The sequence below is a fragment of the Methylobacterium cerastii genome, assembly GCF_022179125.1.
Classification (GTDB): Bacteria; Pseudomonadota; Alphaproteobacteria; order Rhizobiales; family Beijerinckiaceae; genus Methylobacterium; species Methylobacterium cerastii.
On the sequence record NZ_BPQG01000047.1, the window covers coordinates 14531 to 40603 of the forward strand.

The 26073-nt window shown below is 72.2% G+C and carries 25 protein-coding genes and 1 pseudogene; 7 read left to right on the top strand and 19 right to left on the bottom strand.

All coding sequences use genetic code 11. From position 1 onward, the window contains the following. Positions 1–104: 104 nt before the first annotated feature. The 6 genes from MFF13_RS15565 to MFF13_RS15590 all read right to left on the bottom strand — a co-directional run bounded on the left by MFF13_RS15565 (position 105) and on the right by MFF13_RS15590 (position 3656). Positions 105–1418 (bottom strand): LLM class flavin-dependent oxidoreductase, encoded by a 1314-nt coding sequence (locus tag MFF13_RS15565; RefSeq protein ID WP_147752364.1) that lies wholly within the window; start codon positions 1416–1418, stop codon positions 105–107. 168 nt (positions 1419–1586) lie between these two features. Then, positions 1587–2141: a cupin domain-containing protein gene (locus tag MFF13_RS15570; RefSeq protein ID WP_147829039.1), complete on the bottom strand. Its 555-nt coding sequence runs from the start codon at positions 2139–2141 to the stop codon at positions 1587–1589. A 73-nt stretch (positions 2142–2214) separates the two neighbouring features. Further along, entirely contained in the window at positions 2215–2397 is a 183-nt protein-coding gene (locus MFF13_RS15575; RefSeq protein WP_147752366.1) for a hypothetical protein, read from the bottom strand. Between the two features lie 132 nt (positions 2398–2529). Further along, a complete protein-coding gene (locus tag MFF13_RS15580) occupies positions 2530–2790 on the bottom strand; it encodes a phosphate starvation-inducible protein PsiF (protein ID WP_147829041.1) in 261 nt (86 codons plus the stop codon). Positions 2791–3066: 276 nt separating this feature from the next. Beyond that, positions 3067–3273 (bottom strand): hypothetical protein, encoded by a 207-nt coding sequence (locus tag MFF13_RS15585; RefSeq protein WP_147829043.1) that lies wholly within the window; start codon positions 3271–3273, stop codon positions 3067–3069. Positions 3274–3422: 149 nt separating this feature from the next. Beyond that, a complete protein-coding gene (locus MFF13_RS15590) occupies positions 3423–3656 on the bottom strand; it encodes a DUF2171 domain-containing protein (RefSeq protein ID WP_147762891.1) in 234 nt (77 codons plus the stop codon). Positions 3657–3883: 227 nt separating this feature from the next. Between MFF13_RS15590 and MFF13_RS15595 the strand changes: the two genes are divergently transcribed. After that, positions 3884–4540 carry a class I SAM-dependent methyltransferase gene (locus MFF13_RS15595; RefSeq protein ID WP_373322553.1) on the top strand — a complete coding sequence of 219 codons (657 nt, stop codon included), beginning with the start codon at positions 3884–3886 and terminating at the stop codon, positions 4538–4540. Between the two features lie 18 nt (positions 4541–4558). Here MFF13_RS15595 and MFF13_RS15600 read toward each other — a convergent pair. Together MFF13_RS15600 and MFF13_RS15605 are read right to left on the bottom strand one after the other, a co-directional pair. Beyond that, positions 4559–5914 (bottom strand): annotated as a pseudogene (locus tag MFF13_RS15600) (APC family permease); the annotation flags it as partial. Between the two features lie 305 nt (positions 5915–6219). Continuing rightward, positions 6220–6462, bottom strand: a complete 243-nt coding sequence (locus MFF13_RS15605; RefSeq protein ID WP_147752371.1) for a DUF6894 family protein — start codon at positions 6460–6462, stop codon at positions 6220–6222. A gap of 355 nt (positions 6463–6817) precedes the next feature. Here MFF13_RS15605 and MFF13_RS15610 point away from each other — a divergent pair, with 355 nt between their 5' ends. Continuing rightward, complete coding sequence (locus MFF13_RS15610) at positions 6818–7498, top strand: class I SAM-dependent methyltransferase (RefSeq protein ID WP_147829045.1); 681 nt, start codon at positions 6818–6820, stop codon at positions 7496–7498. 23 nt (positions 7499–7521) lie between these two features. Here the strand turns inward: MFF13_RS15610 and kdsA are convergent, their stop codons facing one another. Genes kdsA through MFF13_RS15625 form a run of 3 tightly spaced genes read right to left on the bottom strand, consistent with a single transcriptional unit; the run spans position 7522 to position 10197 of the window. Further along, positions 7522–8379, bottom strand: coding sequence for a 3-deoxy-8-phosphooctulonate synthase (gene kdsA / locus MFF13_RS15615; RefSeq protein WP_147829047.1), 858 nt, complete (start codon positions 8377–8379; stop codon positions 7522–7524). A gap of 10 nt (positions 8380–8389) precedes the next feature. Next, positions 8390–8905 (bottom strand): hypothetical protein, encoded by a 516-nt coding sequence (locus MFF13_RS15620; protein ID WP_187273637.1) that lies wholly within the window; start codon positions 8903–8905, stop codon positions 8390–8392. Continuing rightward, a complete protein-coding gene (locus MFF13_RS15625) occupies positions 8902–10197 on the bottom strand; it encodes an aspartate aminotransferase type Ic (RefSeq protein ID WP_238272502.1) in 1296 nt (431 codons plus the stop codon). Before MFF13_RS15625 ends, MFF13_RS15620 begins: the two co-directional genes overlap by 4 nt. Before the next feature lie 157 nt (positions 10198–10354). Here MFF13_RS15625 and MFF13_RS15630 point away from each other — a divergent pair, with 157 nt between their 5' ends. Next, on the top strand, positions 10355–10606 hold the full coding sequence (locus MFF13_RS15630; RefSeq protein WP_147829051.1) for a hypothetical protein: 252 nt from the start codon (positions 10355–10357) through the stop codon (positions 10604–10606). A 61-nt stretch (positions 10607–10667) separates the two neighbouring features. On the opposite strand, the gene mutL is transcribed toward MFF13_RS15630, so the two are convergent. Continuing rightward, positions 10668–12662, bottom strand: a complete 1995-nt coding sequence (mutL, locus tag MFF13_RS15635) for a DNA mismatch repair endonuclease MutL (protein WP_147829053.1) — start codon at positions 12660–12662, stop codon at positions 10668–10670. Positions 12663–12825: 163 nt separating this feature from the next. On the opposite strand from mutL, the gene MFF13_RS15640 reads away from it, so the two are divergent. Continuing rightward, on the top strand, positions 12826–14658 hold the full coding sequence (locus tag MFF13_RS15640) for an outer membrane beta-barrel protein (protein WP_238272503.1): 1833 nt from the start codon (positions 12826–12828) through the stop codon (positions 14656–14658). A 126-nt stretch (positions 14659–14784) separates the two neighbouring features. Here MFF13_RS15640 and MFF13_RS15645 read toward each other — a convergent pair whose 3' ends face one another. From MFF13_RS15645 to MFF13_RS15670, 6 genes are all read right to left on the bottom strand, one after another. Next, positions 14785–15372, bottom strand: coding sequence for an AprI/Inh family metalloprotease inhibitor (locus MFF13_RS15645; RefSeq protein ID WP_238272504.1), 588 nt, complete (start codon positions 15370–15372; stop codon positions 14785–14787). A 169-nt stretch (positions 15373–15541) separates the two neighbouring features. Beyond that, complete coding sequence (locus MFF13_RS15650; protein WP_147753922.1) at positions 15542–16345, bottom strand: succinate dehydrogenase iron-sulfur subunit; 804 nt, start codon at positions 16343–16345, stop codon at positions 15542–15544. A gap of 94 nt (positions 16346–16439) precedes the next feature. Next, a complete protein-coding gene (gene sdhA, locus MFF13_RS15655) occupies positions 16440–18257 on the bottom strand; it encodes a succinate dehydrogenase flavoprotein subunit (protein WP_147753923.1) in 1818 nt (605 codons plus the stop codon). Positions 18258–18288: 31 nt separating this feature from the next. Beyond that, on the bottom strand, positions 18289–18708 hold the full coding sequence (gene sdhD, locus MFF13_RS15660; RefSeq protein ID WP_147753924.1) for a succinate dehydrogenase, hydrophobic membrane anchor protein: 420 nt from the start codon (positions 18706–18708) through the stop codon (positions 18289–18291). Between the two features lie 12 nt (positions 18709–18720). Beyond that, a complete protein-coding gene (sdhC, locus tag MFF13_RS15665) occupies positions 18721–19122 on the bottom strand; it encodes a succinate dehydrogenase, cytochrome b556 subunit (RefSeq protein WP_147762884.1) in 402 nt (133 codons plus the stop codon). Positions 19123–19305: 183 nt separating this feature from the next. Continuing rightward, on the bottom strand, positions 19306–20607 hold the full coding sequence (locus MFF13_RS15670; protein WP_238272505.1) for an SLC13 family permease: 1302 nt from the start codon (positions 20605–20607) through the stop codon (positions 19306–19308). Positions 20608–20799: 192 nt separating this feature from the next. Between MFF13_RS15670 and MFF13_RS15675 the strand changes: the two genes are divergently transcribed. From MFF13_RS15675 to MFF13_RS15685, 3 genes are all read left to right on the top strand, one after another. Beyond that, complete coding sequence (locus MFF13_RS15675) at positions 20800–21702, top strand: LysR substrate-binding domain-containing protein (protein WP_187275236.1); 903 nt, start codon at positions 20800–20802, stop codon at positions 21700–21702. A gap of 187 nt (positions 21703–21889) precedes the next feature. Beyond that, a complete protein-coding gene (locus tag MFF13_RS15680) occupies positions 21890–23080 on the top strand; it encodes an FAD-dependent oxidoreductase (RefSeq protein WP_147829059.1) in 1191 nt (396 codons plus the stop codon). Between the two features lie 230 nt (positions 23081–23310). Further along, on the top strand, positions 23311–24999 hold the full coding sequence (locus MFF13_RS15685; protein ID WP_147762882.1) for a thiamine pyrophosphate-binding protein: 1689 nt from the start codon (positions 23311–23313) through the stop codon (positions 24997–24999). A gap of 6 nt (positions 25000–25005) precedes the next feature. Here the strand turns inward: MFF13_RS15685 and MFF13_RS15690 are convergent, their stop codons facing one another. After that, a complete protein-coding gene (locus tag MFF13_RS15690) occupies positions 25006–25986 on the bottom strand; it encodes a quinone oxidoreductase family protein (protein WP_147829061.1) in 981 nt (326 codons plus the stop codon). Positions 25987–26073 lie beyond the last annotated feature (87 nt).

Genomic DNA, 26073 nt, shown 5'->3' on the forward strand with positions numbered 1-26073 from the left:
GTCGGTCGGGGGATGAAAGCGCGTCCGGGAACGTGGCAGCGCCCGAGCCCAATCCCCCTCACCCCCGATCGTTGCGCCGGCGCGTTGTCGCGGGCGCGGCACCATCACGGGCGCGGGACCCTCGCGGGCGGACGGGTGCCGAGGTGGTCGCGCAGGGTGCGGCCCGCGTACTCCGTGCGGACGAGGCCGCGCCGGCGCAGCTCCGGCAGGACCAGCTCGATGAAGTCGTCGAGGCCGCCGGGCAGGGTCGCCGGCATGACGTTGAAGCCGTCGGCCCCGCCGGCGCGGAAGCGCGCCTCCATCTCGTCGGCGATCTGCGTGGGCGTCCCGACGATCTGCGAGTGGCCCCGCGCCCCGGCGATCCGCAGGTAGAGCTGTCGCAGGGTCAGGCCCTCGCGGCGGGCGAGGTCGAACATCAGCTGCTGGCGCGACTTGGCGCCCTCGGCCTCCGGCAGCTCCGGCACCGGGCCGTCGGGATCGAAGCCGGAGAGGTCGAAGCTGCCGACCATCCGCTCGAGCAGGGCGAGGCCCACCACCGGGTCGATCAGGTCCTGCAGCGCCTCGAACTTGGCCCGCGCCTCCGCCTCGCTGCGCCCGACCACCGGGAACAGGCCCGGCATCACCTTGAGGTCGTCGGGGCTGCGGCCGAACCGCGGCAGGCGCGCCTTGAGGTCGCCGGCGAACTCGACCGCCTCGACAAGCGTCTGGTTGGCGGTGAACACGACTTCGGCGGTGCGGGCCGCCAGATCCTTGCCCGGCCCCGACGAGCCCGCCTGCACCACCACGGGCTGGCCTTGCGGCGTGCGCGAGATGTTGAGCGGTCCGCGCACCTCGAAATGCGTCCCGCGATGGTTCAGCGGGCGGAAGCCGTCGGGCTTCGAGAACTGGCCGCTCGCGCGGTCGATCACGACCGCGTCGTCGTCCCAGGTGTTCCACAGCCCGAGCACCACGTCGACGAATTCCTCGGCCCGGGCGTAGCGGTCGCCGTGGCGGGCGATGCCGGCCTCGCCGAAGTTGGCGGCTTCCGCGTCGGTGGTCGAGGTGACGAGGTTCCAGCCGGCCCGGCCGCCGCTGAGGTGGTCGAGGGAGGCGAAGCGCCGGGCGACGTTGTAGGGCTCGTTGAAGCTGGTGGAGGTGGTCGCCACGAGCCCGATCCGGTGGGTGACCGCGGCCAGCGCCGAGAGCAGCGTCACCGGCTCGAAGTGGGTGGAGCGGGCCGTGCGCTCGGACGAGCGCAGGTTGCCGTCGCGGATGCCGGAGCCGTCCTCGAGGAAGACGAGGTCGAACTTGGCCGCCTCGGCCCGCTGCGCCCAGCCGACGTAGCGTTCGAGGTTGAGGCCGCCGTCGGCCTCGCTCGACGGATGGCGCCAGCCCGCCACGTGGTGGCCGGTGGCGTAGAAGAACGCACCGAGGCGCATCGTGCCGTGTCTCGCGGTGTCCTGTCCCAAGGTGCCCTACCCCGCCATCCTGTCGTGAAGCTCGCGCGAGCCTGGAGTCCCACCGCCCGCCTTGCGAGAACGCACCGGGCGGCGGGCCGTTTCAGCCGAGCCTGCGCACGCACCGGAGAGCCCGGCTCCAGCCTCGCCTTACGGGTGCTTGTGGATCGGGTCGACCCAGTGGACGGCCTCGGGGCGCTCCACCGGCTCGACGTCGGGGATGTTGACCACCACCGCCTCGTTGTCGGAGCGCACCAGCACGCATTGCAGGGTCTCGTCGGGCGAGGCGTTGATCTCCTGGTGCGGCACGAAGGGCGGCACGAAGATGAAGTCGCCGGGGCCGGCTTCCGCGACGTATTCGAGCCGGTCGCCCCAGCGCATCCGGGCGCGCCCCGACAGCACGAAGATCACGCTCTCCAGGACGCCGTGATGGTGCACCCCGGTCTTGGCGTCGGGCTCGATCGCCACGGTGCCGGCCCAGATCTTCTGCGCGCCGACGCGGGCATGGTCGATCGCCACCTGCCGGAACATGCCCGGCGTCTGCGCGGTGTTGGCGTCGAGCTTGTCGCCGGGGACCACCCGCACGCCGTCGTGCTTCCAGCGCTCGGTGCCGGCGGCCGGCGCCTCGCCTTCGTGCGGATGGCCGTGGGACGTGTCGTCGTGGGGCGTATCTTGGTGAGGCGCATCTTCGTGAGGATCGTGCATCGCAAGGCTCCCGCTCGCCGGCCGTTCGGCGCATCCTAGCTGGTTGCGGGCCGCCGGTGCGAGCGGGGCGTCGTCATCGCCGCCGCGTCCTCAGGGCGAGCGCCAGGGCCGCCGGCCAGAACGCGAGGCTGAGGGCGATTACCGGGCCGACGTTTCGCCCCTTCCACAGCGCGATGCCGACCGGAAGGAACAGGACGGGGATCGCGACCGCGAGAAACAGCCAGAACGCGCGGTCGCCCATGACGTCTTCAGGCATGTCGCGACCGGCTTGGCGTTCTTCGGGGAATGGCCTGAAGGTCCGAGCGTCCGACGGTGCCCGTGATCGAGCGGGCACGCCGAACGCTTCGGAGTCCGCGTCGATCAGTATCTGGCGGCGCCGGCCGGCGGGTCAGCTCAGGCCGTGCTTGCACGCGTTGCGGAATTTCTTGCGCGCCTTGCCGTGCAGACCCTGCTTGTCGGCCTGCATCGAGCAGTCCTTCGACTTGGCGGTCCGCTCCGCACTCGGGACGGCGGGCTTCCCCGTCGGCGCCGGTGCAGACGCCGCCGAGCCGGGCACCACGCCGGGGCTGGGGGCCGTGCCCTGCGCGTAGGCCGGGACCGCGAGGAGGAGGCTGCCGGCGACGACGGCGGCGGCGCGATTGAACGTCATGACGGGATGCTCCGGTGAGGCGCCAGAAACGGCTGCGCGCTGGCCGGCGTTCCACCCCACACGGATCGTTGATCGCCGGCGCCCCTCGCCCACCGTGGAGTCCGGAGGCATCGGTCATCCTTCCGAAACCTGTCCGGCGCATTCTGGTGAACGCTGCATCGCCAGCCGGCAGATCCGCCCGATCCGCTGCGGCGGCCCTGCTCGCTCCGGCGACGCGGGGCCGCCCCGTTCGGGTTTTGGGACGGTCGCCCAGCGGGTCCGCCGGCCACACGCGCCTTACCCCACCGGAATGTCAGGATCGTCCCGTTGCGGCCCGTCCGCTGCGTCGAGGCGTTCCTCGGCCGGCGTCTCCTCCGCGATGGGTGTGCGCAGCCAGGTCGCGATGCGCTGCAGGGCTTCGAGGGACGGGTCCTCCGGGCGGGGGCTGGCTGCGAGCGCCGCGCGGACGTCGCGCAGAAACGCTTCGGTGTCGTCATCGGACATCGCTGCTCGTCGAAGCTTGCGGAACGCCGGTCGCCGGCTTGGTGCAAGGGCGCGTGCCTGGCTGTCGGCCGGCCTCGCCGCGGGCCACGCCGAACGCGTGCGACCCACTATGGAGGCCGCGCGCGTCGCGCGCGGCCCAACTCGCTCGGTCAGGAGGTCGACCACTCGCGCTTGACCTCCTCGGCCGGGCGGTCGAGGCGCACCATGTCGCCCTCGACGGACTGGACGAAGTCGACGGGGATGTAGTGATGCAGGCCGCCGGCCGCGGCGTCCTTCTTCGTCAGCTTGATCTCGCCCTTGTCGACGTGGTCGACCGTGCCGACGTGGGCTCCGTCCGAACCCACGACGTCTGCGTGTTCCTTGATCTCTGCGACGTCGACCATGCGTTTCACTCCCGATCAGGCCCTCTCAACCGGGCCCGCGGGGCCGATGTTCCGGGAGCGTGAACTCTCGGAGGCCGGCGACCGGCCCGCCGCCCGCGGAACCGCCGCCACCGGGTGAGGTTGCGCTCATCGGGGACCCGACGACCCGTGAGGATCATGTGCGCGACAGCCGACGACCGTCACGCCGTGTCCTGCTGCGATCCGGGGGCGCCGTCGCCGCCGGGGCGATGCTCGGGATGGCGGCCGCGCAGGCCGGGGCGCAGGAGCCGGCCGTGACGGAGTCCGGCCGGCGCGCGAAATCCCTCGACACGGACTACTTCAAGGGCATGTACGCCACGGAAGCCGACCCGTGGAAGTTCGCCACCAGCGCCTACGAGCGCGCCAAGTACCAGGCCACCCTCGAAGCCCTGCCCCGGCCGCACTACGCCTCCGCCCTGGACGTCGGCTGTTCCATCGGCGTGTTCACGCACCAGCTCTGCGGGCGCTGCGACGCCGTGCTCGGGCTCGACGTGGTGCCCTCCGTGCTGGAGGCCGCGCGCGCCCGCTGCGCCGACTGCCCGAACGCGCGCTTTCAGCTCGCCGCCGTCCCCGGCCAATGGCCCGACGGGCGCTTCGACCTGATCGTGATCTCGGAGGTGGCCTACTACCTCGACCGCGCCGACCTCGCGCGCTTGGTCGCCCGGGTGGAGGGCGCGGTGCTGCCCGGCGCCGACATCGTCCTGGTGCACTGGCTCGGGGTCGCCCACTACCCGCTCTCGGGCGACGACGCGGCCGAAGGCTTCATCGTCGGCGCGAAGGGATTCGCGCAGGTGCTGAAGCAATTGCGCACCGCCGAGTACCGGCTCGACGTGCTGCGCGCGAACGAGGCGGCGCCCGCGCGCTGATCGCGTCGTGCCGCCTCGTCGCCCCGGCGCCCGGCCCCTGCGCCGGGCATGCCGGTCCGCAACGCGGAACAGTACCAGGCCGACCCCCATCAGGAGCAGGCTCGCCAGCGCCTGGACCGGGCGAGAGGCGACGAGGTGGGCCAGCATGAACAGCGTCACGCCGAGGAAGACCAGTGGCGTGACCGGATAGCCCCAGGCGCGAACCGGCCGCGGCAGGTCGGGCCGCGCGACGCGCAGCCGGATCACGCCGAGGACGGCGAGGAACGAGGACAGGATCAGGCCGAACTGGATGAATTCCAACACCGCCTCGAAGCTCCGCGTGAGGAGGAGGAGGCTGGCGATTGCGGCCTGGAGCAGGGTCGCGGCCACCGGCACGCCGGTTCGGGAACGCCGCGCGAAGAACGCCAGCAGCGGCACGTCCTCGCCCATCGCCACGGTGACGCTCGGGCCGATCCACATCATCGCGCTGATCGTCGGAATCAGGCCGAGGCAGATCAGCAGGCCGACGAGCCGGCCGCCCGCCTCGCCGAACACGTGCCGCCCGCTGATCAGGGCGACCTCGATCTGCCCGGCGAGCTCCGCCGTCGGCGTCGTGTAGAGGAACACCGCGTTCAGGGCGACGTAGAGCACGAGGACAATGCCCGTGCCGACGAACAGCGCACGCGGCAGGCTGCGCGGCGGGTCGGCGAGGTCTCCGACGATGTAGGTCGCCGCGTTCCAGCCGGTGTAGGCGTACATCACGAAGACGAGGCTCACCGCGAAGCTGGCGCTGAAGATCTGCCCCGGGTCGGAGGCGCTCGGCAGGAAGCCGATCGAACCACCCCCGCCGCCGGCAAAGCCCGCGACGATGAAGAGCACGATCAGCGCGAGCTTCACGAGCGTGAAGCCGACCTGGATCGCGTTGCCGTGGTGCCCTCCCCCGAGGCGCAGCGCCGTGGTCGCGGCGATCGCCGCGAGGCCGAGGGGCAGCGGCGGCGCCCCCGGCAGGATCGCCTGCGCGTATTGCCCGAACGCCATCGCCGCCAGCGCCACCGGCGCGCTGAACCCGACCGTCGCCGAGAGCCAGCCGGCCATGAACCCGAAGGCCGGCCCGTAGGCGCGCGTCAGAAAGTTGTACTCGCCGCTCGAGCGCGGAAACATCGCGGCGAGCTCGGCGTAGCTGAACGCCCCGCACAAAGCCACGACGCCGCCGACGAACCACAGCAGCAGCAGCGTGAACCCGGACGTGATGTCCACGACCTGGAAGCCGAGGCTGGTGAAGACGCCGACCCCGACCATGTCGGCGATCACGATCGCCGTCGCCGCCCGGGTCGTGACCGCCGGCGCCGGCTTCGCGGTGGGCGGATCGCCGGCGTCGGACATGGGCGCGATCATCGCCTCGGCGTCGCCCGCGATCAAGCGACATCATCCCGGCGATCCGGTGTTCCCGTCGGCGATGCCGGAATCCCCTGGCTTAGGCGAGGATCGCGACGCCGGCGAAAGGCGGCCACCACGCAGCCGTCGCTGCGCGCCTCGCGGCCCCCCGGCTTTGCTGGCCGGCCCCATACCGCGGTGGCGACAAATGCCGAAGGCCGAGGGCGCGACGCTCGGCCCTTCCGCCCTGTTCGACGGGCGCGACCGCATCTCCGTATCGCCTCTATCGGTGATCGCCCTCGCCGGCCTCGGCGCGGACGTGGCCCTCAGCCGGCGTCGAACGTCTCGATGTCGAGGGAGAGGCGGGCGCGCAGGACCACTTTCCGGTTCTCGTCGCGGACCACGGCGAGGTAGTCCTGGCGCTCGGGCACGGCCGTGAAGCCGAGGGCGATCTTCGACATGATCCGCACCAGCTTCTCGCGCGCGGCGTCGGCGTCGGGCAGGTCGAAGCCCTCGGTGTCGCGCACGAAATGCGCGCCGTCATGCAGGTCGATGGTGTAACGCGGCATTGCGTGCGATGTCCGTGGGATTTTATCCCACAACGATATGGGATTTGCGCGTCCATGGGAACGACCGTTCGGTCGCAGGCGACCGCGATCGGGACGTCCGGTGCCGGACGTCCGCAACGAGAACCGAAGGCTCGGTTAGGAAGAAAGATCGTATCAGCGTGATGGACCGGTGAACAGGCGCGAGGACTGATCTCGCCATCACGAAGCGGCGGGTTCGTCGCGTCTGGACTGAAACCGCGATCCGGCTCGGCCGTATCCATCGCGGCGTCCCGGTGGCATCGAAGGGGCCCGGGCGGTTGCGCCGCGGCGCCCGCCCCGCGATGGTGGTGCGGCTCGACCGATGCGGACCTCGCCCATGGACACCCTCTCGCTCGTCCTCGACGCCTTCGCGCCGATCGCCGGGCGCCGCCTCCTCGACGTCGGCTGCGGTCCCGGCGCGATGGCGGCCGCGCTCGCCGGCCACGGCGCATGGATGACCGGGATCGATCCTGGAGCGGCGGCGATCGCGGCCGCCCGGGACCGCGCACCGAATTGCACCTTCGAGGCCGGCTCGGCCGAGAGCCTGCCCTTCGCCGACGGATCGTTCGACGGCGCGGTGATCCTGAACGCCCTACATCACGTCCCCGACCCGCGCGCCGCGCTCGGCGAGGCGGCCCGGGTCGTCGTGCCGGGGGGCCGGATCGTCGTGGTCGAGCCGTTGGCAGAGGGCAGCTTCTTCGTGGCGCTCAGGCCGGTCGAGGACGAGACCGCGATCCGCGCGGCGGCGCAGGCCGCCATCGCCGACGCGATCGCGGCCGGGCGGTTCCGCTGCCTTTCCGACACGACGTTCGTGCGCCGCGAGACTTTTGCCGACCGCGACGCCTTCCTCGAACGCGTCGCCGCGGTCGACCCGGCGCGGCGGATCGCGATCCGCGACAACGCGGGAGCGATCGCCACCGCCTTCGCGGCTGCGATCGAGCGCGATGCGAACGGGCGTTGCGGGCTATCGCAGCCGCTGCGGGCGCACGTCCTCGTCGCAGTGCGCGAGCCGGCTTGAGGTTTGCAGTTTGCGCCCGGGTCCTACGCCCGCGCCTTGGCCAGCCGATCGAAGGCCAGCAGCTCGGACAGGAGCGCCGGCATGTCCCGCAGCGCCACCATGTTCGGGCCGTCGGACGGGGCGCGGTCGGGATCGGGATGGGTCTCGATGAAGACGCCGGCGACGCCGACCGCGACGGCGGCCCTGGCCAGCACGGCGACGAAGCGGCGCTCGCCGCCCGAGCTTCCCCCCTGCCCGCCCGGCTGCTGCACCGAGTGGGTGGCGTCGAACACCACCGGCGCGCCGCCGGTGACCGCGGCCATGATCGGCAGGCTGCGCATGTCGGAGACCAGGGTGTTGTAGCCGAACGAGGCGCCGCGCTCGGTGACCATCACGTTCGGGTTGCCGGCTTGGGTCACCTTGGCGGCCACGTGCTGCATGTCCCAGGGGGCGAGGAACTGGCCCTTCTTGACGTTGACCACGCGGCCGGTGGCGGCGGCGGCAAGCAGCAGGTCGGTCTGGCGGCACAAGAAGGCCGGGATCTGGAGCACGTCGACCACCTCGGCGGCCGGCCCGCACTGCCCGGCATCGTGCACGTCGGTGAGCACGGGCAGGCCGTAGCGGTCCTTGATCTCGGCGAAGATCGGCAGCGCGCCGGACAGGCCGACACCGCGGGCGGCGCCGCCCGAGGTGCGGTTCGCCTTGTCGAAGGACGCCTTGAACACGAGGCCGAGCCCGTGGGCCTCGGCCATCTCCTTCAGCGCGGCGGCGATCTCGAGGGCGTGGTCGCGGCTCTCGAGCTGGCACGGGCCGGCGATCAGCGCGAGCGGCAGGTGGTTGCCGAAGGCGACCGCGCCGGCGCGGACGGTCTTGGGCTCGTGGGTCTCGGTCGAATCGGGCATGGGCGGAGGCTTAGCCCGCCCTCGCCCCGTGCGAAAGTCCGGCCCTGCGGCGCAAGGCCGGCGGCCGGTTCGGTACCAGGACGCAGACCGTGAGGTCGCCGGCGAGCGCGTCGTCGCGCGGCCCGGTCTCGCAGCGGAGCGCCGCCTTGCCTGCGATGCCCTGGCGCGGCGCGTCGGCGAGCAGCGAATCCTGGTGGACCTGCCGCGCCAGCACCTCGGCGGCCTCGGCGGCCGCGCCGGTGAGCGCGCGCGCAGCCCGGCCGATCAATTCATAGTAGCCTCGGGTCGGCTCGCGGTCGCGGGAGGCGAACACCATCCGCGCCGGCGCCCGGCAATCGAGGCTCATCCGCTCGGCGTCGGTGGCGCGGAACACCGCGAGCGAGCCGGCGCGCCCGGCGAGCGAGGCCCCGGTGGCCCGGATCATCGTGGCGGCGAGCCGGTCGCAGGCATCGACGCGGGGGGCGGCGGCGGCCGGGATCGACGTGGCGAGCACGAGGAAGGCGGCCGTCCGCAGGAGGCCGCTCATTGCTGCGGCGCCGCCCGCACCGCCCGCTCCGATTCGATCGCGGCGAGCAGGATGCAGAGCGCGATCCCCTCGGCCGCCTCGCGGACCTCGGACAGGCTCGGGTAGGAGGGCGCGAGGCGCAGCGCCGCGTCGCGCGGGTCGCGGCCGTTGGGGAAGGTCGCGCCGGCCGGCGTCAGGCCGATGCCGGCGCCCTTGGCGAGCGCGACGATGCGCTCGGCGGTGCCGACGCCGGCGTCGACGCTGACGAAGTAGCCGCCCTCGGGCCGGCTCCAGATCACGTCGGTCCCGGTGAGGTGGCGTTCGAGCGCCTCGGTCACGGCCGAGAACTTCGGGGCGAGGAGCTCGCGCTGGCGCTCCATGTGGGCGGTGAGCCCGGCCGGGTCGCGCAGGAAGCGGACGTGCCGAAGCTGGTTCAGCTTGTCCGGCCCGATGGTGCGCTTGCCGGCCCGCGCCAGGTACCAGCGCACGTTCTCGGGAGAGCCGGCGAAGAACGCCAGCCCCGCGCCGGCCAGCGTGATCTTCGAGGTCGAGGCGAAGACGAAGGCGCGGTCGGGGTTGCCGGCCTGCTTGCAGACATCGAGGATGTCGGGAATCGCGTGGTGCTCGGGCGTGAGGTGGTGGACGGCGTAGGCGTTGTCCCAGAACAGGCGGAAGTCCGGGGCGCCGGCCTTCATCGCCGCGAGCCGCCGGACGGTCTCGTCCGAATAGATCTCGCCGGACGGGTTCGAATATTTCGGGACGCACCACATCCCCTTGACCGCCGGGTCCGCGACCAGGGCCTCGACCACCTCCATGTCCGGCCCCTCGGGGGTCATCGGCACCGGCAGCATGCGGATGCCGAACTCCTCGCACAGGGCGAAGTGGCGGTCGTAGCCCGGCACCGGGCAGAGGAAGGCCGGCGCCGCCTCCTTCGACCACGGGCGCTCGGAGCCGGGCACGCCCTTCAGCATCGCCCAGACGATGCAGTCGTGCATCACGGCGAGACTTGCGTTCTCGGCCACGACCACCTGCTCCGGCGGCGCGCCGAGGAGCGCCGGGCCGAACAGCGCGCGGGCCTCGGCCAGGCCCTGGAGGCCGCCGTAGTTGCGCGCATCCTCCCCCGACGCCGTGGTGTGGTCGCCGTTGCCGGGCAGCGCCAGCATCCCCGAGGCGAGGTCGAGCTGCTCGGGCGCGGGCTTGCCCCGGGTCATGTCGAGTTTCAGCCCGCGGGCGCGGAACGCCTCGTAGGCGCCATGCGCCTGCGCGTAGCGCGCGGCGAGGTCGGCGGGGGACAGGTCTGCGAGTGCGGTCATCGGAACACGGGCCGGGTTGTTCGGGCGTCGGCACGTGTCATAGGCCGATCCGTGTTCCAGCGCACGCGAAAGCCGCGGCCGGGACCGGCCGGCCCTTCCCGGATCACGGATCGGTGATCTAAGCTCGCCGCGAGGGGGCGGTCGATTCGAGAGCGCCATGATCGACGACGTCTTCACCTACGGCGGGCAAGGCCTGGGTTTCGTGGCGATCGGCCTGTGGGCCTGGCTCGCCATGACCGCGCCCGCGCTCCAGGCCTGGATCCTGGCGCGCTACGAGGACGAGCTCGGGTTCGGCGCCTCGCCGTCCGCTTCCGCCCCCGCACGCTCGGCCCGCATGGGGCTCGTCGCCGGCGGGGTGACGATGGTCGCGCTCCTGTGCCAGTCGATCGGGTTCGCGATCCCGGATTGACCTTGCCGCGATTGACCTTGCCCGGATTGAATTTGCCGCGATCGACCCTGCGCCGCCCCGCTCAGCGCCGCCCGAACAGCCGCTCGATGTCGTGGCGGCCGAGCGCGACGTAGGTCGGGCGGCCGTGGTTGCACTGGCCGGAATTCGGCGTCGCCTCCATGGCGCGTAAGAGCGCGTTCATCTCCTCCGGGCGCAGGCGGCGGCCGGCGCGGATCGAGCCGTGGCAGCTCATCCGCGAGAGCACCGCGTCGAGGCGGCGCCCGAGGGGGCCGTCCTCCAGGGCGCCGGCGCCGCCCTCCTCCACCCCGCTGGCGTCGAGCGCGTCGAGGATGTCGGCGACGAGGTCGCGCACCGAGGCGCCGGCGAGCGCCGCCGGCACGGCGCGCACCAGCACCGCGCCGGGGCCGAAGCCTTCCAGCGTCAGGCCGAGCCGTTCGAGTTCGGGGGCCGCCGCGGCCAGCCGCTCGGCGGCCTCGGGCGCCATCTCGATCACGTCGGGGATCAGCAGGCCCTGCCGCAGGATGCCGCCCGACGCGCGCTCGCGCTTCATCCGCTCGTAGACCAGGCGCTCGTGCGCCGCGTGCTGATCGACGATCACCACGCCGTCGCGGGTCTGGGCGACGATGTAGGTCTCGTGCAGCTGCGCCCGCGCGGCGCCCAGCGGGTGGTCGAGGGCGTCCTCGGCCGCGTCGAGGCTGCGCAGGTCGGCGGCCGGCGGCGCCAGGTCGGCCGTCGGTTCCGCCAAGCCGGCCATCGGGTCCGACAAGTCGCTGGCCGGCTCGAACGCCGCCTGCGCCGCCTCGCCGAACCCGTAGGCCGGGTCCGACGCGGGCCGGTGGAAGCCGGACGGCGCCGCGACCGACGGGATGCCGGGCCGGAACGCGCCGGTTCGGGCGGCCTGGAACAGGCTCGGGCTCGCCGCCCCGCCATGTTGAGTCAGGGCATGCTGCGTCAGGGCATGCTGCGTGAGCGGAAGCCCGCCGGAGGGGCGTAGGGCGTCGAGGGTGCGGGCGGCGACGCCGGTCGAGGCCCGCACCCCGCCCCGGCGCAAGGCCTCGTGGATCGCGCTGACGACGAGCGCCCGCACCAGCCCCGGATCGCGGAACCGCACTTCGGTCTTGGCCGGGTGGACGTTGACGTCGACGAGGCCGGGCTCGCAGGCGATCGCCAGCCCGAGCACCGGATGCCGGTCGGAGCGCAGGGTGTCGGCGTAGGCGCCGCGCACCGCGCCGAGCAGCAGTCGGTCGCGGACGGGACGGCCGTTCACCGTGAAATGGATGTGGTTGGCCGCCCCGCGATGGAAGGTCGGCAGCCCGACATGGCCGGTGAGCGAGAAGCCCTCGCGCGCCATCGCCACCGGCAGGGCGTTCTCGGAAAAGTCCGACCCCAGCACCTGCGCCAGCCGGGCGAGGTTGGCCGCCGGGTCGTCCGGCCCGGCGCCGGCGAGCGCCGGCAGCACCAGCGGCGTGCCGCCCTCGCTCGTCAGCGTGAAGCGGATCGCAGGCTGCGCCACGGCGAGCCGGCGCAGGATGTCGGAGACCGCCGCGCTCTCGGCGCGGTCCGACTTCAGGAACTTCAGCCGCGCCGGCGTCGCAGAGAACAGGTCGGTCACCTCGATCCGGGTGCCGCGTGCGGCCGGCGCCGGCCGCACCGCGCCGCGCAGGCCCGCCTCGACGACGAGGGCCGCGCCGGATTCGGCCTCCGCCGTGCGCGTGGTGATCGACAGCCGCGAGACCGCGCCGATCGAGGGCAGCGCCTCGCCGCGGAAGCCCAGCGTGTCGATCCGCGTGAGGTCGCCGCCCGGCAACTTCGAGGTGGCGTGGCGCTCGACGGCCAGGACGAGGTCGTCCGCCGACATGCCGGCGCCGTCGTCGACCACCCGGATCAGCCGCCGGCCGCCGGCCTCGATCGTCACCGCGACCGAGCGGGCGCCGGCGTCGATCGCGTTCTCCACGAGCTCCTTGACGGCGGAAGCCGGCCGCTCGACCACCTCGCCCGCGGCGATGCGGTCGACGAGGACCGGGTCGAGACGGCGGACGGGCGCGGGGGCGGACATGATCGTCCGCTTATAGACCCGCCGCACGCGCCGATCCATCGGCGTCGCGGGTCCGCCCCCATCCGCCGTTGACGCCGCATTAACTACGCCCGGCTAGCCTTCGTTAACCATGCGGAAGCGGTGCGGCGATCCTCGCGCGCCCAGCCAGGGGAGTCGGGATCCGGTGCTGGGGGTGGAAGGCGACGGGCATGCGCGACGGGAGGCAGGCCGTGCCTGCGGCCTCGCACTTCTGCTCGCCGGCCTCCCGGCGGCGCTCGCGACCCTGCCCGGCGCGGCGCAGGCGCAAGGCGCGCGCTTCGAATCCCTCAGTCCCGTCGGCGGCCAGCCCGACAACCCCGGCATCGGCCAGGAGCCCGGCCAGGACGGATTGCCGACCTTGCGCCGCCGCCCCATGGACGGTCCGCCCCGCCTCGGCAACGGCACGTCCGGCGAGACGTCCGGCGGCGAATCCTCCGGCGGCCTCACCTCGGGCGGCGCCAGCCTGTCCGGGCCGACCGGCGCCGAGGCCGGCGCCTCGACCTTCGACACGCGCGTCCGCTCCTCCGGCAGCCGCACCGGCGGCGCCACCTCGGGCGCCAACAACCGCGCGCCGATCAGCCTGCTGCGCCAGCGCGCGGCACCGCCCCGGCGCCAGGGGACGGCGACGCGGCGCTTGACCCAGGACGTCACCCAGATCCCGCCGCCGTCCCTGCGGCTGTCGCCGGTGATCCAGAACCCGGTCGTCGGCGTGCCCCTGCCGCCGGAGGCACCGCGGCCGCAAGGGGCGGGGCTGCCGCTGATCAATCCGCTGAGCGGCGTCCTCACGCCGGGCGCGCTGCTGGCCAACAGCCTGCGGCGGCCGCTCGCCACCGACGACGCCTACGCGCCGCTCGGGCTGAAGCTCGGCAGCTTCACGGTGCTGCCCTCCTTCACCCAGAGCCTCGGCTACGACAGCAACCCGGACCAGACGACGCCCTCCCTCGCCAAGGGCTCGGTGGCGCTGAGGAGCGAGGGCGAGCTGAACTTCCGCTCCGACTGGTCGCGGAGCGAACTCGCGGGCGAGCTGCGCGCCGGTTACCTCGAGACCCCGCAGAACGAGGTGGCGAGCCGCCCGAACGCGGCCGGCACCGTGCGCCTGCGGATCGACGCCAACCGCGACCTGCGGATCGACGCCGAGACCCGCTTCCTCGTCGACACCCAGCGCACCGGCAGCCCCAACCTCCAGGCCGTGACGGCGACCAACCGGCCGATCGTGGCGACCTATGGCGGCTCGCTCGGCGCGACGGAGACCTTCAACCGGCTGTCCGTGTCCCTGCGCGGCTCGGTCGACCGCTCCGAGTTCGAGGATGCGCGGCTGTCCGACGGCACCGTGATCAGCCAGGCCGACCGCAACCAGAACCAGTACAGCATGCGCCTGCGCACGGCCTACGAGGTGTCGCCGGAGATCAGCCCCTTCGTCGAGCTGCTCGCCGACACCCGGGTCTACGACCTGCGCCGCGACGCCAGCGGCCTGCGCCGCGACTCGGACGGCATCGCCGCCTCGGTCGGCGCGACCCTGAACTTCACCCGCTCGATCAGCGGCGAGATCTCGGGCGGCCTGCAGCACCGCACCTACGTCGACCCAGCCTTGCGCGGCCTCGACGCGCCCATCCTGGCCGCCGCCCTGATCTGGGCGGCGAGCCCCCTCACCACCGTGCGCCTCAACGCGCAGGCCGGCGTCACCGAGACGACGGTCCCCGGCTCCAGCGGCATCCGCACCCAGACGGCGACGCTGGAGGTGCAGCACGACCTCCTGCGCAACCTCTCGATCATCGTCGGCGGCGCCTACCTGCACAACGACTACCAGGGGGTCTCGATCCGCGAGACCGGCTTCTCGGCGACCGCCCGGCTCGATTACCGCTTCAACCGCTGGCTGACGCTGCGCGGCACCTATCTCTACCAGGAGATCAACAGCTCGGTGGCGACGGCGAGCTTCTCCGACAACACCTTCCTGCTCGGGCTGCGGGTGAGCCCGTAGCCCCACACGCGGCCGATACCGGACCTCGGTGAGCGCGACTCGTCGCGGTCCGGCCGCCGCGACTACGGGGCGGCGGCAATCCGCCGGACCTCATCGGTCCTGACCCGTGAGACTTGGTGTAAGCCCTCAGCGCACCAGCGCGAGGGAGGCACCGGACTTGGTCAGCGCGCCGTCGAGGGCGCCGCCGCCCTGGCGCAGGCGCGCGGCCACCGTGCCGCCCTGCTGGTACAGGTAGACCTCGCCGTCCCGGAAATCCCAGGCCGTGACCTTGGCCAGATCCTTGTTCGGGCAGCCCGCGGCGGAGGCCTTGTAGAGGTCGAGCGCCGGCGCGCTGGACAGCGTCACCTTGCAGCTCGCCCCGGTCGCATCCTTGGCGTCCCAGGCGCCGACCACCGAGGCGCGCCCGCTCGCCACCACCGGCGGGGCAGGCGGCGGCGCGACCACCGGCTCGGGGATGACGTTGGAGGCCGGCGGCGGGGCGATCGAGGCCTGCGCGCCGATCGGCGCCCCGTCCGGCGCGGCCGAGGCCCCCGGCGGCGGCGCGAGCGGCGCGGAGGTCACGGCGCCCGAGCGCATCGCCGGCGCGATGTTGTCGATGGCGGCCTGCTGTGCCGGCGCGCGGACGCGAGGTCCGTCGAAGCGCTGCGACGAGCAGGCGCCGAGACCCGCGGCCAGCGCGAGGAGGGCGATCGTCGAACGGTACTGGCGCGGCATCGGTCTCGGCTTCCCCGGCGCGCGTGCGGCGCCCCTTGCGGGTCCTTGCGTCGGGGGCAAATGCGATGGCCGCAAGGCGGGGGATCGGGGAACGCCCACCCGAGTGCCCGCGCACGGGGCTTTTCGGGGCGAGTGTGGCGGGGCGGCCTCAGTGCCGCGCCCCGCCGGATCAGACCGTGCGCTCGACCATCATCTTCTTGATCTCGGCGATGGCTTTGGCCGGGTTCAGGTTCTTCGGGCAGGTGTTGGCGCAGTTCATGATCGTGTGGCAGCGATAGAGCTTGAACGGGTCGTGCAGCGCGTCCAGGCGGTCGCCGGTGTTCTCGTCGCGGCTGTCGATCAGCCAGCGGTAGGCCTGCAGCAGCGCGGCAGGCCCCAAGAACTTCTCGCCGTTCCACCAGTAGCTCGGGCACGAGGTGGTGCAGCAGGCGCACAGGATGCACTCGTACAGTCCGTCGAGCTTGGCCCGGTCCTCCGGGGTTTGCGGCCATTCCTTCTCGGGCGCCAGGGTGTCGGTCTTGAGCCAGGGCTCGACCGAGGCGTGCTGGGCGTAGAAGTTCGTCAGGTCGGGAACGAGGTCCTTCAGCACCGGCATGTGCGGCAGCGGATAGATCTTCACCGCGGCGGTCTTCCGGCCCTTGGCGTGCTCCTGGCACTCGTCGATGCCCATGGTGCAGGCGAGCGCGTTCTGGCCTTCGATGTTCATGGCGCAGGAGCCGCAGATGCCCTCGCGGCAGGAGCGGCGGAACACCAGCGTCGAGTCGACCTTGTTCTTGATCCACAGGAGGGCGTCGAGCACCATCGGCCCACAATCGTCGCGATCGACCTGGTAGGTGTCGATCCGCGGGTTCTTCCCGTCGTCCGGGTTCCAGCGGTAGACGCGGAACTCCTTGAGGTTCTTGGCCCCCGTCGTCGCGGGCCAGGACTTGCCCTCGGTGATCTGGGAGTTCTTGGGGAGGGAGAATTCGGCCATGGCTGTCGTTGGCTTCCGCTAGAGTCGATCGAAGCAACGATCGGCAAGACGCATCGAGGGCGCGGCCTCGCCGATCGGCTTTCCGAAGCGCAGCTTAGTAAACGCGCGCCTTCGGCTCGATGTACTGGATCTCGTTCGACATCGTGTAGGTGTGGACCGGGCGGTAGTCGATGTTCACCCGGTGGGCGCTCTCGTCCAGCCACGACAGGGTGTGCTTCATCCACTCCTTGTCGTTGCGGTCGGGGAAGTCCTCGCGGGCATGCGCGCCGCGCGATTCTTCGCGGTTGGCGGCCGATTCCATCGTGACGACCGCCTGGCCGATCAGGTTGTCGAACTCCAGGGTCTCCAGGAGGTCGGTGTTCCAGACGAGCGACCGGTCGGTGATGCGGATGTCGGCCGACGCGCTCCAGACCTTGTGGATCAGGCCCTTGCCCTCCTCCAGCACCTCGCCGGTGCGGAACACGGCGCAGTTGTTCTGCATCGTCTTCTGCATCTCGAGCCGCAGGTCCGCGGTCGGCGTGCCGCCGTCGGCGTAGCGGAAGCGGTCGAGGCGGGTGAGCGCCTTGTCGGCCGAGTCCTTGGCGAGGTCCATCGGCCGGCCGTTCGGCTCGACGATCTCGGCGCAGCGTTGGCCCGCCGCGCGGCCGAACACCACGAGGTCGATCAGCGAGTTCGAGCCGAGGCGGTTGGCGCCGTGCACCGAGACGCAGGCCGCCTCGCCGATCGCCATCAGGCCGGGCACCACGGTGTCGGGGTTGCCGTCGCGCAGCGTCAGCACCTCGCCGTGATAGTTCGTCGGGATGCCGCCCATGTTGTAGTGCACCGTCGGCAGCACCGGGATCGGCTCCTTGGTGACGTCGACGCCGGCGAAGATCTTGGCCGATTCCGAGATGCCCGGCAGGCGCTGGTGCAGGATCGCCGGGTCGAGGTGGTCGAGGTGCAGGAAGATGTGGTCGCCGCCCTTGCCGACGCCGCGGCCGGCCCGGATCTCCATGGTCATCGAGCGCGAGACCACGTCGCGCGAGGCGAGGTCCTTCGCCGACGGCGCGTAGCGCTCCATGAAGCGCTCGCCCTCGGAGTTGGTGAGGTAGCCGCCCTCGCCGCGGGCGCCCTCGGTGATCAGGCAGCCGGCGCCGTAGATGCCGGTGGGGTGGAACTGCACGAACTCCATGTCCTGCAGCGGCAGGCCGGCGCGCAACACCATGGCGTTGCCGTCGCCGGTGCAGGTGTGGGCGGACGTCGCCGAGAAGTAGGAGCGGCCGTACCCGCCGGTGGCGAGGATCACCATCTGCGCGCGGAAGCGGTGGATCTCGCCGGTGGCCTGGTCCATGGCGACGACGCCGCGGCAGCGACCCTCGTCGTCCATGATCAGGTCGAGGGCGAAGTACTCGATGAAGAAGTTGGTCTGGTTCTTCACCGCCTGCCCGTAGAGGGTATGGAGCATCGCGTGCCCCGTGCGGTCGGCGGCCGCGCAGGTGCGCTGGGCGGTGCCCTTGCCGTAATCGGTGGTCATGCCGCCGAACGGCCGCTGGTAGATCTTGCCCTCCTCCGTGCGGGAGAACGGCACGCCCCAGTGCTCGAGCTCGTACACGGCCGCCGGGGCGTTGCGCACCAGGTACTCGATCGCGTCCTGGTCGCCGAGCCAGTCCGAGCCCTTCACGGTGTCGTACATGTGCCAGCGCCAGTCGTCCGGCCCCATGTTGCCGAGCGAGGCCGAGATGCCGCCCTGCGCCGCTACGGTGTGCGAGCGGGTCGGGAACACCTTGGTGATGCAGGCGGTGCGCAAGCCGGCCTGCGAGCAGCCGACGGTGGCGCGAAGCCCTGCGCCGCCCGCGCCGACGACGACGACGTCGAAGGTGTGGTCGGTGATGGAATAGGCGGGTCCCTGCCCGTTCTGTCCGTTGGCGGCCATGGAAGGCTCCTTCAAGATCGCGGGAAGCAGGTCAGACGAGGCGGCCGAGCCCCACGCGCAGGATGGCGTAGAGGCAAGCCACGGCCACGACGACCGCGTAGAAGTTGTTGGCGAACACCGCGGCGATCTTCAGCCCCGGGCTGTGGATGTAATCCTCGATGATCACCTGCATCCCCAGACGCATGTGGATCGCGACCGAGGTCACGGCCAGGATCAGGACGATCGCGACGAAGGGGTGCGACACCAGGGCCACCGCCTCTGGATACGGTCGGCCGGCCATCAGGGCGATGATCACCACGAAGGCGAGCATCAGCGGCGCGTTGGCGGCGGCGGTCAGGCGCTGCATCCACCAATGCCCGACGCCGTGGTGGGCGACGCCGAGGCCGCGGACGCGGGCGCGGGGGGTGCGGATCGAGACCTGCGGGTTCTGAAGGATCTTGGCCTTGGCCATGGCGGGAACTCCTCAGCGCGCCAGAAGGGCGACGGCCCAGACGACGACCGTCAGCGTCGTCGAACCGATCAGGGTGGCGCGGGCCAGCGCCATGCGCTTGTCGCGGTCGAAGCCGTAGCCGGCGTCCCACACGAAGTGGCGCAGACCGCCCAGCATGTGGTGCAGCAGGATCCAGGTGTAGGCGAACAGCACGATCCGCCCGATCCAGGACCCGAAGAACCACGCCACCCAGGCGTAGGCCGCCGGGCCGGAGGCGAGCGCCACGAGCCAGATCGCGACGAGCGCGGTGCCGCCGTAGAGGGCGGTGCCGGTGACGCGGTGGAACACCGACATCGCCATCGTCCAGGTCCAGCGGTAGATCTGGAGGTGCGGCGAGAGCGGCTGGGCCACGGTGGGGCGTGCGGTGGGTGCCATCGTGCGGGGGGCCTCGTGTCGTTCTCGGAATGGGCTTCGAATTGGACCGTCTCTAATCTGTAGCGCTAGAGGTCCAGGCGTTTCGCCGCAATGCGGCATGGCGGGGCGGTGTTGACGATTCCGCCGGGATATCGCCTTCCCATTGCTGTCCCGGGGGCTCTGCTTTCGCGATAGGCTGCCTTGTCATGGCAGCCGTCCGATCAGTCGCCACCACAGGTAGTCGAGGGGTGCGGCGACCAGCAGCCCGGCGATGCCGTAGGCGAAGGTCGCCCGCGTCGCGTCCGCGAGGGACACCCCGCCCAGCTCGCGCGCGAACACGATGGGCGGCGCCTGGTAGGGGAAGAACAGGGTCGCGTAGCCGACCACCTGCACCATCACCACGTCGAGCAACGGCCAACCGCTGGCCTTCGCCATCTCGCCGGCCAGCGCCGTGTAGAGCGCGGGCGCGCCGTTGGCGGTGACGACCAGGGCGAGCGCCGTCGCGATGCCGACGAGCACGGCGAAATTCTGGACCGGGGCGCCGGGGCTGAGGGGCGCGACCGCCAGCAAGGCGTGGCCGAGGCGCTCGCCCAGGCCGGTCTCGTTGACCAGCGCGACGAGGCCGAGGAGGGCGGCGATGTAGAAGCAGGTGCGCAGGGAGACTTGCGTGAACGCCTCCGCCGGCAGCACGCCGACCCGCGGCATCAGGCAGATCACCGCGGCCGAGAGCCCGACCCAGGCCGGGGCGATCCCGTGCAGCCCGTCGGTGGTCCACAGGACCAGGGTGCCGACGAGGATCGCCGCGAGGCGGCGCTCGGCGGGCGAGGCCGGCGGCAACGCCGGCAGGGCCGCGGCCTCGGCCTCGAGCCGGTCGGGGAACAGTTTTACGAGCAGCAGGACGAGGAGCGCGCCCTTGACCAGCGCGAGCACCGGCGCGTGCAGCCAGAGATAGGGCAGGTAGGTGAGGTGCAGCCCCTGGAGCCGCTCGGCGGCGCCGGCCATCACGAGGTTCGGGACGTTGGCCGGCAGGATCGCCGCCGACAGGATCGGGGTCGCGAGCCCGATCGCCATCACCGCGCCGACCCGGCCCTTGCGACCGGGCGCCAGCCCGAACGCGTCGCAGAGCGACAGCGTCACCGGGATCATCAGGGCGATGCGCCCGAGGTTCGACGGCATCACGAAGGCGAGAAGGAAGCTGAACCCCACGAGCCCGGCGATGAAGCGCGCATAGGAGCCCGAGAGCCGGCCGCTCAGGCCCTGCGCCAGGCGCGCGCCGAGGCCGGTCCGGGTCATCGCGAGGCCGACCACCATCCCCGACATCACCAGCCAGAAGGCCGACGACGCGAAGCCCGAGAACACCGTCGCCGCCGCGCCGAGCTTGAGCAGCATCGCGAGCGCGAAGAACAGGAGCGCGGTGACGATCTCGGGCAGCAGCGCCGTCGCCCACAGCCCCATGCAGAGCACGAGCAGGCCGGCGGTCGCCAGGATCGTCGTCTCGCCTCCCATGTTGCTTTGCTCCGCCGCGTTCGGTTCCAGGCTCGTTTAGGGGCCGGATTGGAACGGTTCGCAATACGGCATCCTTTGACGGTGCCTTCGCGAACGGCGAAGGATGTGGACCGCGGTCGCCCGTCGCGCAGGCTCGGCCCAGGGATTCGCACAGGGCGGCTTCGCGCCCGGCGAACAAGGAGGCGTCCTGCGATGATGCGCTTCGACCTGCCCGACCTCACCCTCTTCCGTCACGTGGTCGAGGCCGGCTCGATCACCCACGGGGCTGCGCGGGCGAACCTCGCGCTCGCCGCCGCCTCGACGCGCATCCGGGCGATGGAGACCTCGCTCGGCGCGGCCCTCCTCACCCGCAGCCGCCTCGGTGTGGTCCCGACCCCGGCCGGGCGGACGCTGCTGGCCCATGCCCGCGGGCTGATCGCCGGCATCGAGCGGATGCAGGGCGAGCTCTCGGCCTATTCCGGCGGCACCGTCGGGCAGATCCGGGTCCTGGCCAACACCAACGCGCTCACCGAATTCCTGCCCGATGCGCTCGCCGCCTACCTGACAAGGAACCCCGGCGTCAGCGTCGAGATCGACGAGCACACCTCGGACGAGATCGTCGGCCTCGTCGCCGACGGGCAGGCCGACCTCGGCATCCTGTCGGGCACGGTCGACACCGGCACCCTGCAGACGTTTCCGTTCCGGAAGGACCGGTTCGTGCTCGTGGCGGCCCGCGGCCACGCCCTGGCCGAGCGCGAGACCGTCTCCTTCGGCGAGGTCCTGGCGCACGACCTCGTCGGCCTCGACCGGGCGAGCGCGCTCACGCGCTTCCTCGCCGACAAGGCGGCCCGCGTCGGGCGCCCGATGCGCCTGCGGGTGCAGCTGCGGGGCTTCGACGCCGTCTGCCGCCTCGTCGAAGCCCGCGTCGGGGTCGGCATCGTGCCCGAGAGCATGGCCCGGCGGGTGGCGCGCGGCCTCGACATCGCCGTCGTGCCGCTGGTCGAGCCCTGGGCGACCCGCGCCTTGACCCTGTGCCTCCGCAGCTTCGAGGGACTTCCGGCCTTCGCGCAGGACTTCGTCAGGCACTTGCGCGATGGTGGTGAGAACCGAGCGTAGGTCACAAGCTCTCATTGTTCGAGATAATGAATACATTCTACCTAGGGTAGAATGTTTCCGAATTTTTCAGACCGTGCACGTTTCGTTGATCGCGGAGGACTACGCAAAGACCTTTTTTCGGGATGGAGTCTGCCATCTCTACCGTGCGGGCGTCGCGAAGACGCTGGCTGCCGGACGGATGTCTTCGATGATGCCTGCTCAAACAGACTGCTTCGACGTCGTGGTGATCGGCGCCGGCCTGGCCGGAACCTGCCTCGCCGGCCGCCTCGCCAGCCAGGGCCGCAGCGTGGCGCTGATCGACGCCCACGCCGTCCACCCGCACGATTTCCGTGCGGAGAAGTACGGCTCGGCGCAGATGACGCTGTTCGAGGCGCTCGGCTTCGGCGACGCCACCCGCGGCTGCACGACCCGGACCGATTCCGTCCGGGTCGTCCGCTTCGGCCGCCTCGCCCACTGGGAGCGGACCACCGAATACGGCGCCGCCTATCCCGACCTGATCAACGCCCTGCGCGCCGCCCTGCCCGCCGGGCTGCTCACCGTCGGCCGGGTCGCCGACCTCGACCTCGGCCCGGACCGGCAGGTTGTCACGCTCGCCGACGGGCGCCGGTTCGAAGGCCGGCTCGTCGTGCTGGCCACCGGCCTCGGCGACGTGCTGCGCCGCAAGGCCGGGATCTCACGGCGCGTGATCGGCGAGCGACACTCCCTGGCCGCGGGCTTCGACATGGCCGCGCCGCGTTCCGCCTTCCCGTTCCCGGCGATGACCTACTTCTCCGAGCGCTTCGGCGGCGGCGACGCCTACCTCACGCTGTTCCCCCTCGGCGAGACCATGCGGGCGAACCTGTTCTGCTACCACCAGCCGAACGCCCCCTGGACGAAGGCGCTCCGCGCCGACCCGGAGGGCGCCCTGCGCACGCTGATGCCGGGGCTCGCCGCCCATTGCCCGGACCTCGCGATCGCGGGCGCGGTCGAGGTTCGCCCGATCGACCTGATGCGGGCCGAAGGCCACGTGCGCGACGGGCTCGTCCTCGTCGGCGACGCGTTCCAGACCGCCTGCCCGATTCCCGGCACCGGGATCGGCAAGGTGCTGACCGACGTGCGCCAGCTCGCCGAGGCGCACCTGCCGGGCTGGCTCGCGACGCCGGGGATGGGCGCCGACAAGGTCGCCGCGTTCTATGCCGACCCGGTCAAGGTCGCCTGCGACGCCGCGAGCCTGGAATCCAGCCTCTACGCCCGCGCGCTGGCCACCGAGACGACCCTGCCCTGGGCGGCCCGCCGGGTGCGCAACCGCGTCGCGCGCCACGCGATCCGCTACGCGACCGACGCCTCGCGCGGGGCGATGCGCGCAGCCTCGGTGGTCGTGGCCCACTTGGCGGTGTGAAGCGGGCTTGGCCGTGTGACGCGAACTCGGCCGTGTAATACTAAGTCTCATGGGTCAGGACCCATGACGTCCGGCGGATTGCCGCCGCCCCGCAGTCGCGGGGGCGAGACCTCGATGAGTCGGGCTCATCGAGGTCTGGTATAACGCGGACTCGGCCGTCCGACGCGCGCCGCGCGGTTGCCCCGTCCCACCGTTGGCGTAGCCTCGGTGGCGCGACGGAGGGGACGGCGATGGCGATCACCAATGTGGAGTCTCTGGGCAGCCGCCGCGGGGCGATGGTGCTGCTCGAGGTGCTGCGCTCCGAGGGCGTGCGCTACATCTTCGGCAATCCCGGCACCACCGAGCTGCCGCTGATCGATGCGCTCACCGACACCCCCGACATCGCCTACGTGCTGGCGTTGCAGGAGGCGAGCGCGGTGGCGATGGCCGACGGCTACGCGCACGCCGCGCGTCGGCCCGCCTTCCTCAACCTCCACACCGCCGGCGGCCTCGGCCACGGCTTCGGCAACCTGATCAACGCCCACGTCTCCGGCACGCCGCTGGTGGTGACGGCCGGCCAGCAGGATTCGCGGCACGCGATCACCGACCCGCTGCTGTTCGGCGACCTCGTCAGCCTCGCCACCCCCGCCGTGAAGTGGGCGCGCGAGGTGACGAACGCCGACCAGCTGCCGACCCTGCTGCGGCGCGCCTTCCACGATTGCTCGGCCGCCCCCTCCGGCCCGGTTTTCCTGTCGCTGCCGATGGACGTGATGGAGGCGATGACCCAGGCGCCCGCCGGCGGCGTCTCGACCATCGACCGCTGCGCCGTGGCGGGCTCGCTGGACCGGCTGGCCGACCATCTCGCCGCGGTGGCGCCGGGGCGCCTCGCCCTCATCGCCGGGGACGAGATCGACGCCAGCGACGCGTCCAGCCAGGCCGTGGCGCTCGCCGACCTCCTCGGCGCGCCGGTCTACGGCTCGTCCTGGCCGGCCCACATCCCCTTCCCCACCGCCCACCCGCTCTGGGCCGGGAGCCTGCCGACCAAGGCGACCGAGATCGCGAAGATCCTCGGCGCCTACGACGCTGTGTTCGCCCTCGGCGGCAAGTCGCTGATCACCGTGCTCTACACCGAGGGCTCGGCGGTGCCGGCCGGCACGCAGGTGTTCCAGCTCTCGGCGGACGTGCGCGACCTCGGGCGCACCTACGAGACCACGCTGTCGATGGTCGGCGACGTCCGCGCCTCCCTCGACGCGCTGCTGCCGCTTCTGAAGCCGCGCCTCGCTGGCCGCGCCGACGCCTACGCCGCCCTGCGGGTCGCGGCCGCCCGGAACTACGCCGTCCGACGCGAAAGACTGATGGAAGCGGCCGACGCCGCCTTCGCCGACCCGGTGATCGCGCCGCTGGTGGCGGCCCGCGAGATCGCCCGCGCGGTGGGGGCCGACACCGCCATCGTCGATGAGGCGCCGGCGACGATGGCGCACCTGCGCACCTTCCTGCACAGCGAGCGGACGCACCAATACGCCTCGATGCGCGGCGGCGTGCTCGGCTGGGGCATGCCGGCCTCGGTCGGCACCTCGCTCGGCCTCGACCGCGCGCCGGTGGTCTGCGTCGTCGGCGACGGGGCGGCGATGTACTCGCCCCAGGCCCTGTGGACCGCCGCGCACGAGAATTTGCCGGTGACGTTCGTCGTCATCAACAACGCCGAGTACAACATCCTGAAGAACTACATGAAGTCGCAGACGCACTACGCCTCGGCGCGCGCCAACCGCTTCATCGCCATGGACCTCACCGACCCGCGGATCGACTTCCCGGCGCTCGCCGCCTCGATGGGGGTGCCGGCGCGGCGCGTGACCCGGGCGGGCGACATCGCGGCGGCGATCGAGGCCGGGATCGCCTCGGGCGGGCCGAACCTCGTCGAGGTCGTGGTGCGGGCGACCTGAAGCGTCTCACGGGACCAGCAGGATCGCCCCCGTCGTCGCCCGCGCCTCCGCCGCGCGATGCGCCTCGGCGACGTCCGCCAAGGGGAACCGCGCCCCGATGCGCGAGACGATCGCCCCGGAGGCGATGGCGGCAAAAACTTCGGCGGCGTTGGCCCGCAGGGTCGTGGCGTCGGCGTTGTGCGGGAAGACCGAGGGGCGGGTGAGGAACAGGCAGCCCTTCTTGTTCAGGAGTTCCGGCTCGATCGCCGGCGCCGGGCCGGAGGCGGCGCCGTAGAGCACCACGAGGCCGAAGGGCGCGGCGAGGTCGAGGGAGTGCAGGAAGGTGTCGCGGCCGACCGAATCGTAGACGACCCGCGCCTTGCGCCCGCCGGTGGCGGCGAGCAAAGCCTCGGGCCAGCCCGCTTGCGAATAGTCGATCGCCACGTCGCAGCCGGTCTCGCGCGCCACCGCGCACTTCTCCGCCGAGCCGGCGGTGCCGACGACGACGGCGCCGAGCGCCTTCGCCCAGCGGCACAGGATCTGCCCGACGCCGCCGGCGGCTGCGTGGACCAGCACCATCTCGCCCGGCTGCACCGCGTGGGTGCGCCGGAGCAGGTACTGCGCGGTCATCCCCTTGAACAGCAGGGCGGCGGCGTCATCGTCCGAGACGGCGTCGGGGATGGCCACCAGCTTGTCGGCCGGCACGATCCGCCGGTCGGCGTAGGCGCCGAGGCCGGCGTTCATGGTCGCGACCCGGTCGCCGACCCGGAAGCCCGCGACGCCCTCGCCCAGCGCCTCGATCCGCCCGGCGGCCTCGTGGCCGAGCCCGGTCGGCAGCGGCAGCGGGTAGGCGCCCTTGCGCTGGTAGACGTCGATGAAGTTGAAGCCGATCGCGGTCTGGCGCAGCAGCACGCTGCCCGGCCCCGGCGGCGGCAGCTGGACCGGCTCGAGCCGCATCGCCTCGGGGCCGCCGAAGTCGCGGAGGATGACGGCGTTCGCGTCGGTCATGGCGTTTCTCCGAACTTCGGCCGCGTTCATGGGCGCCGTCTTCGCGTAGACCTAGCCCCGCGCCCGGCCTCTGCCTAGATGTTTGGT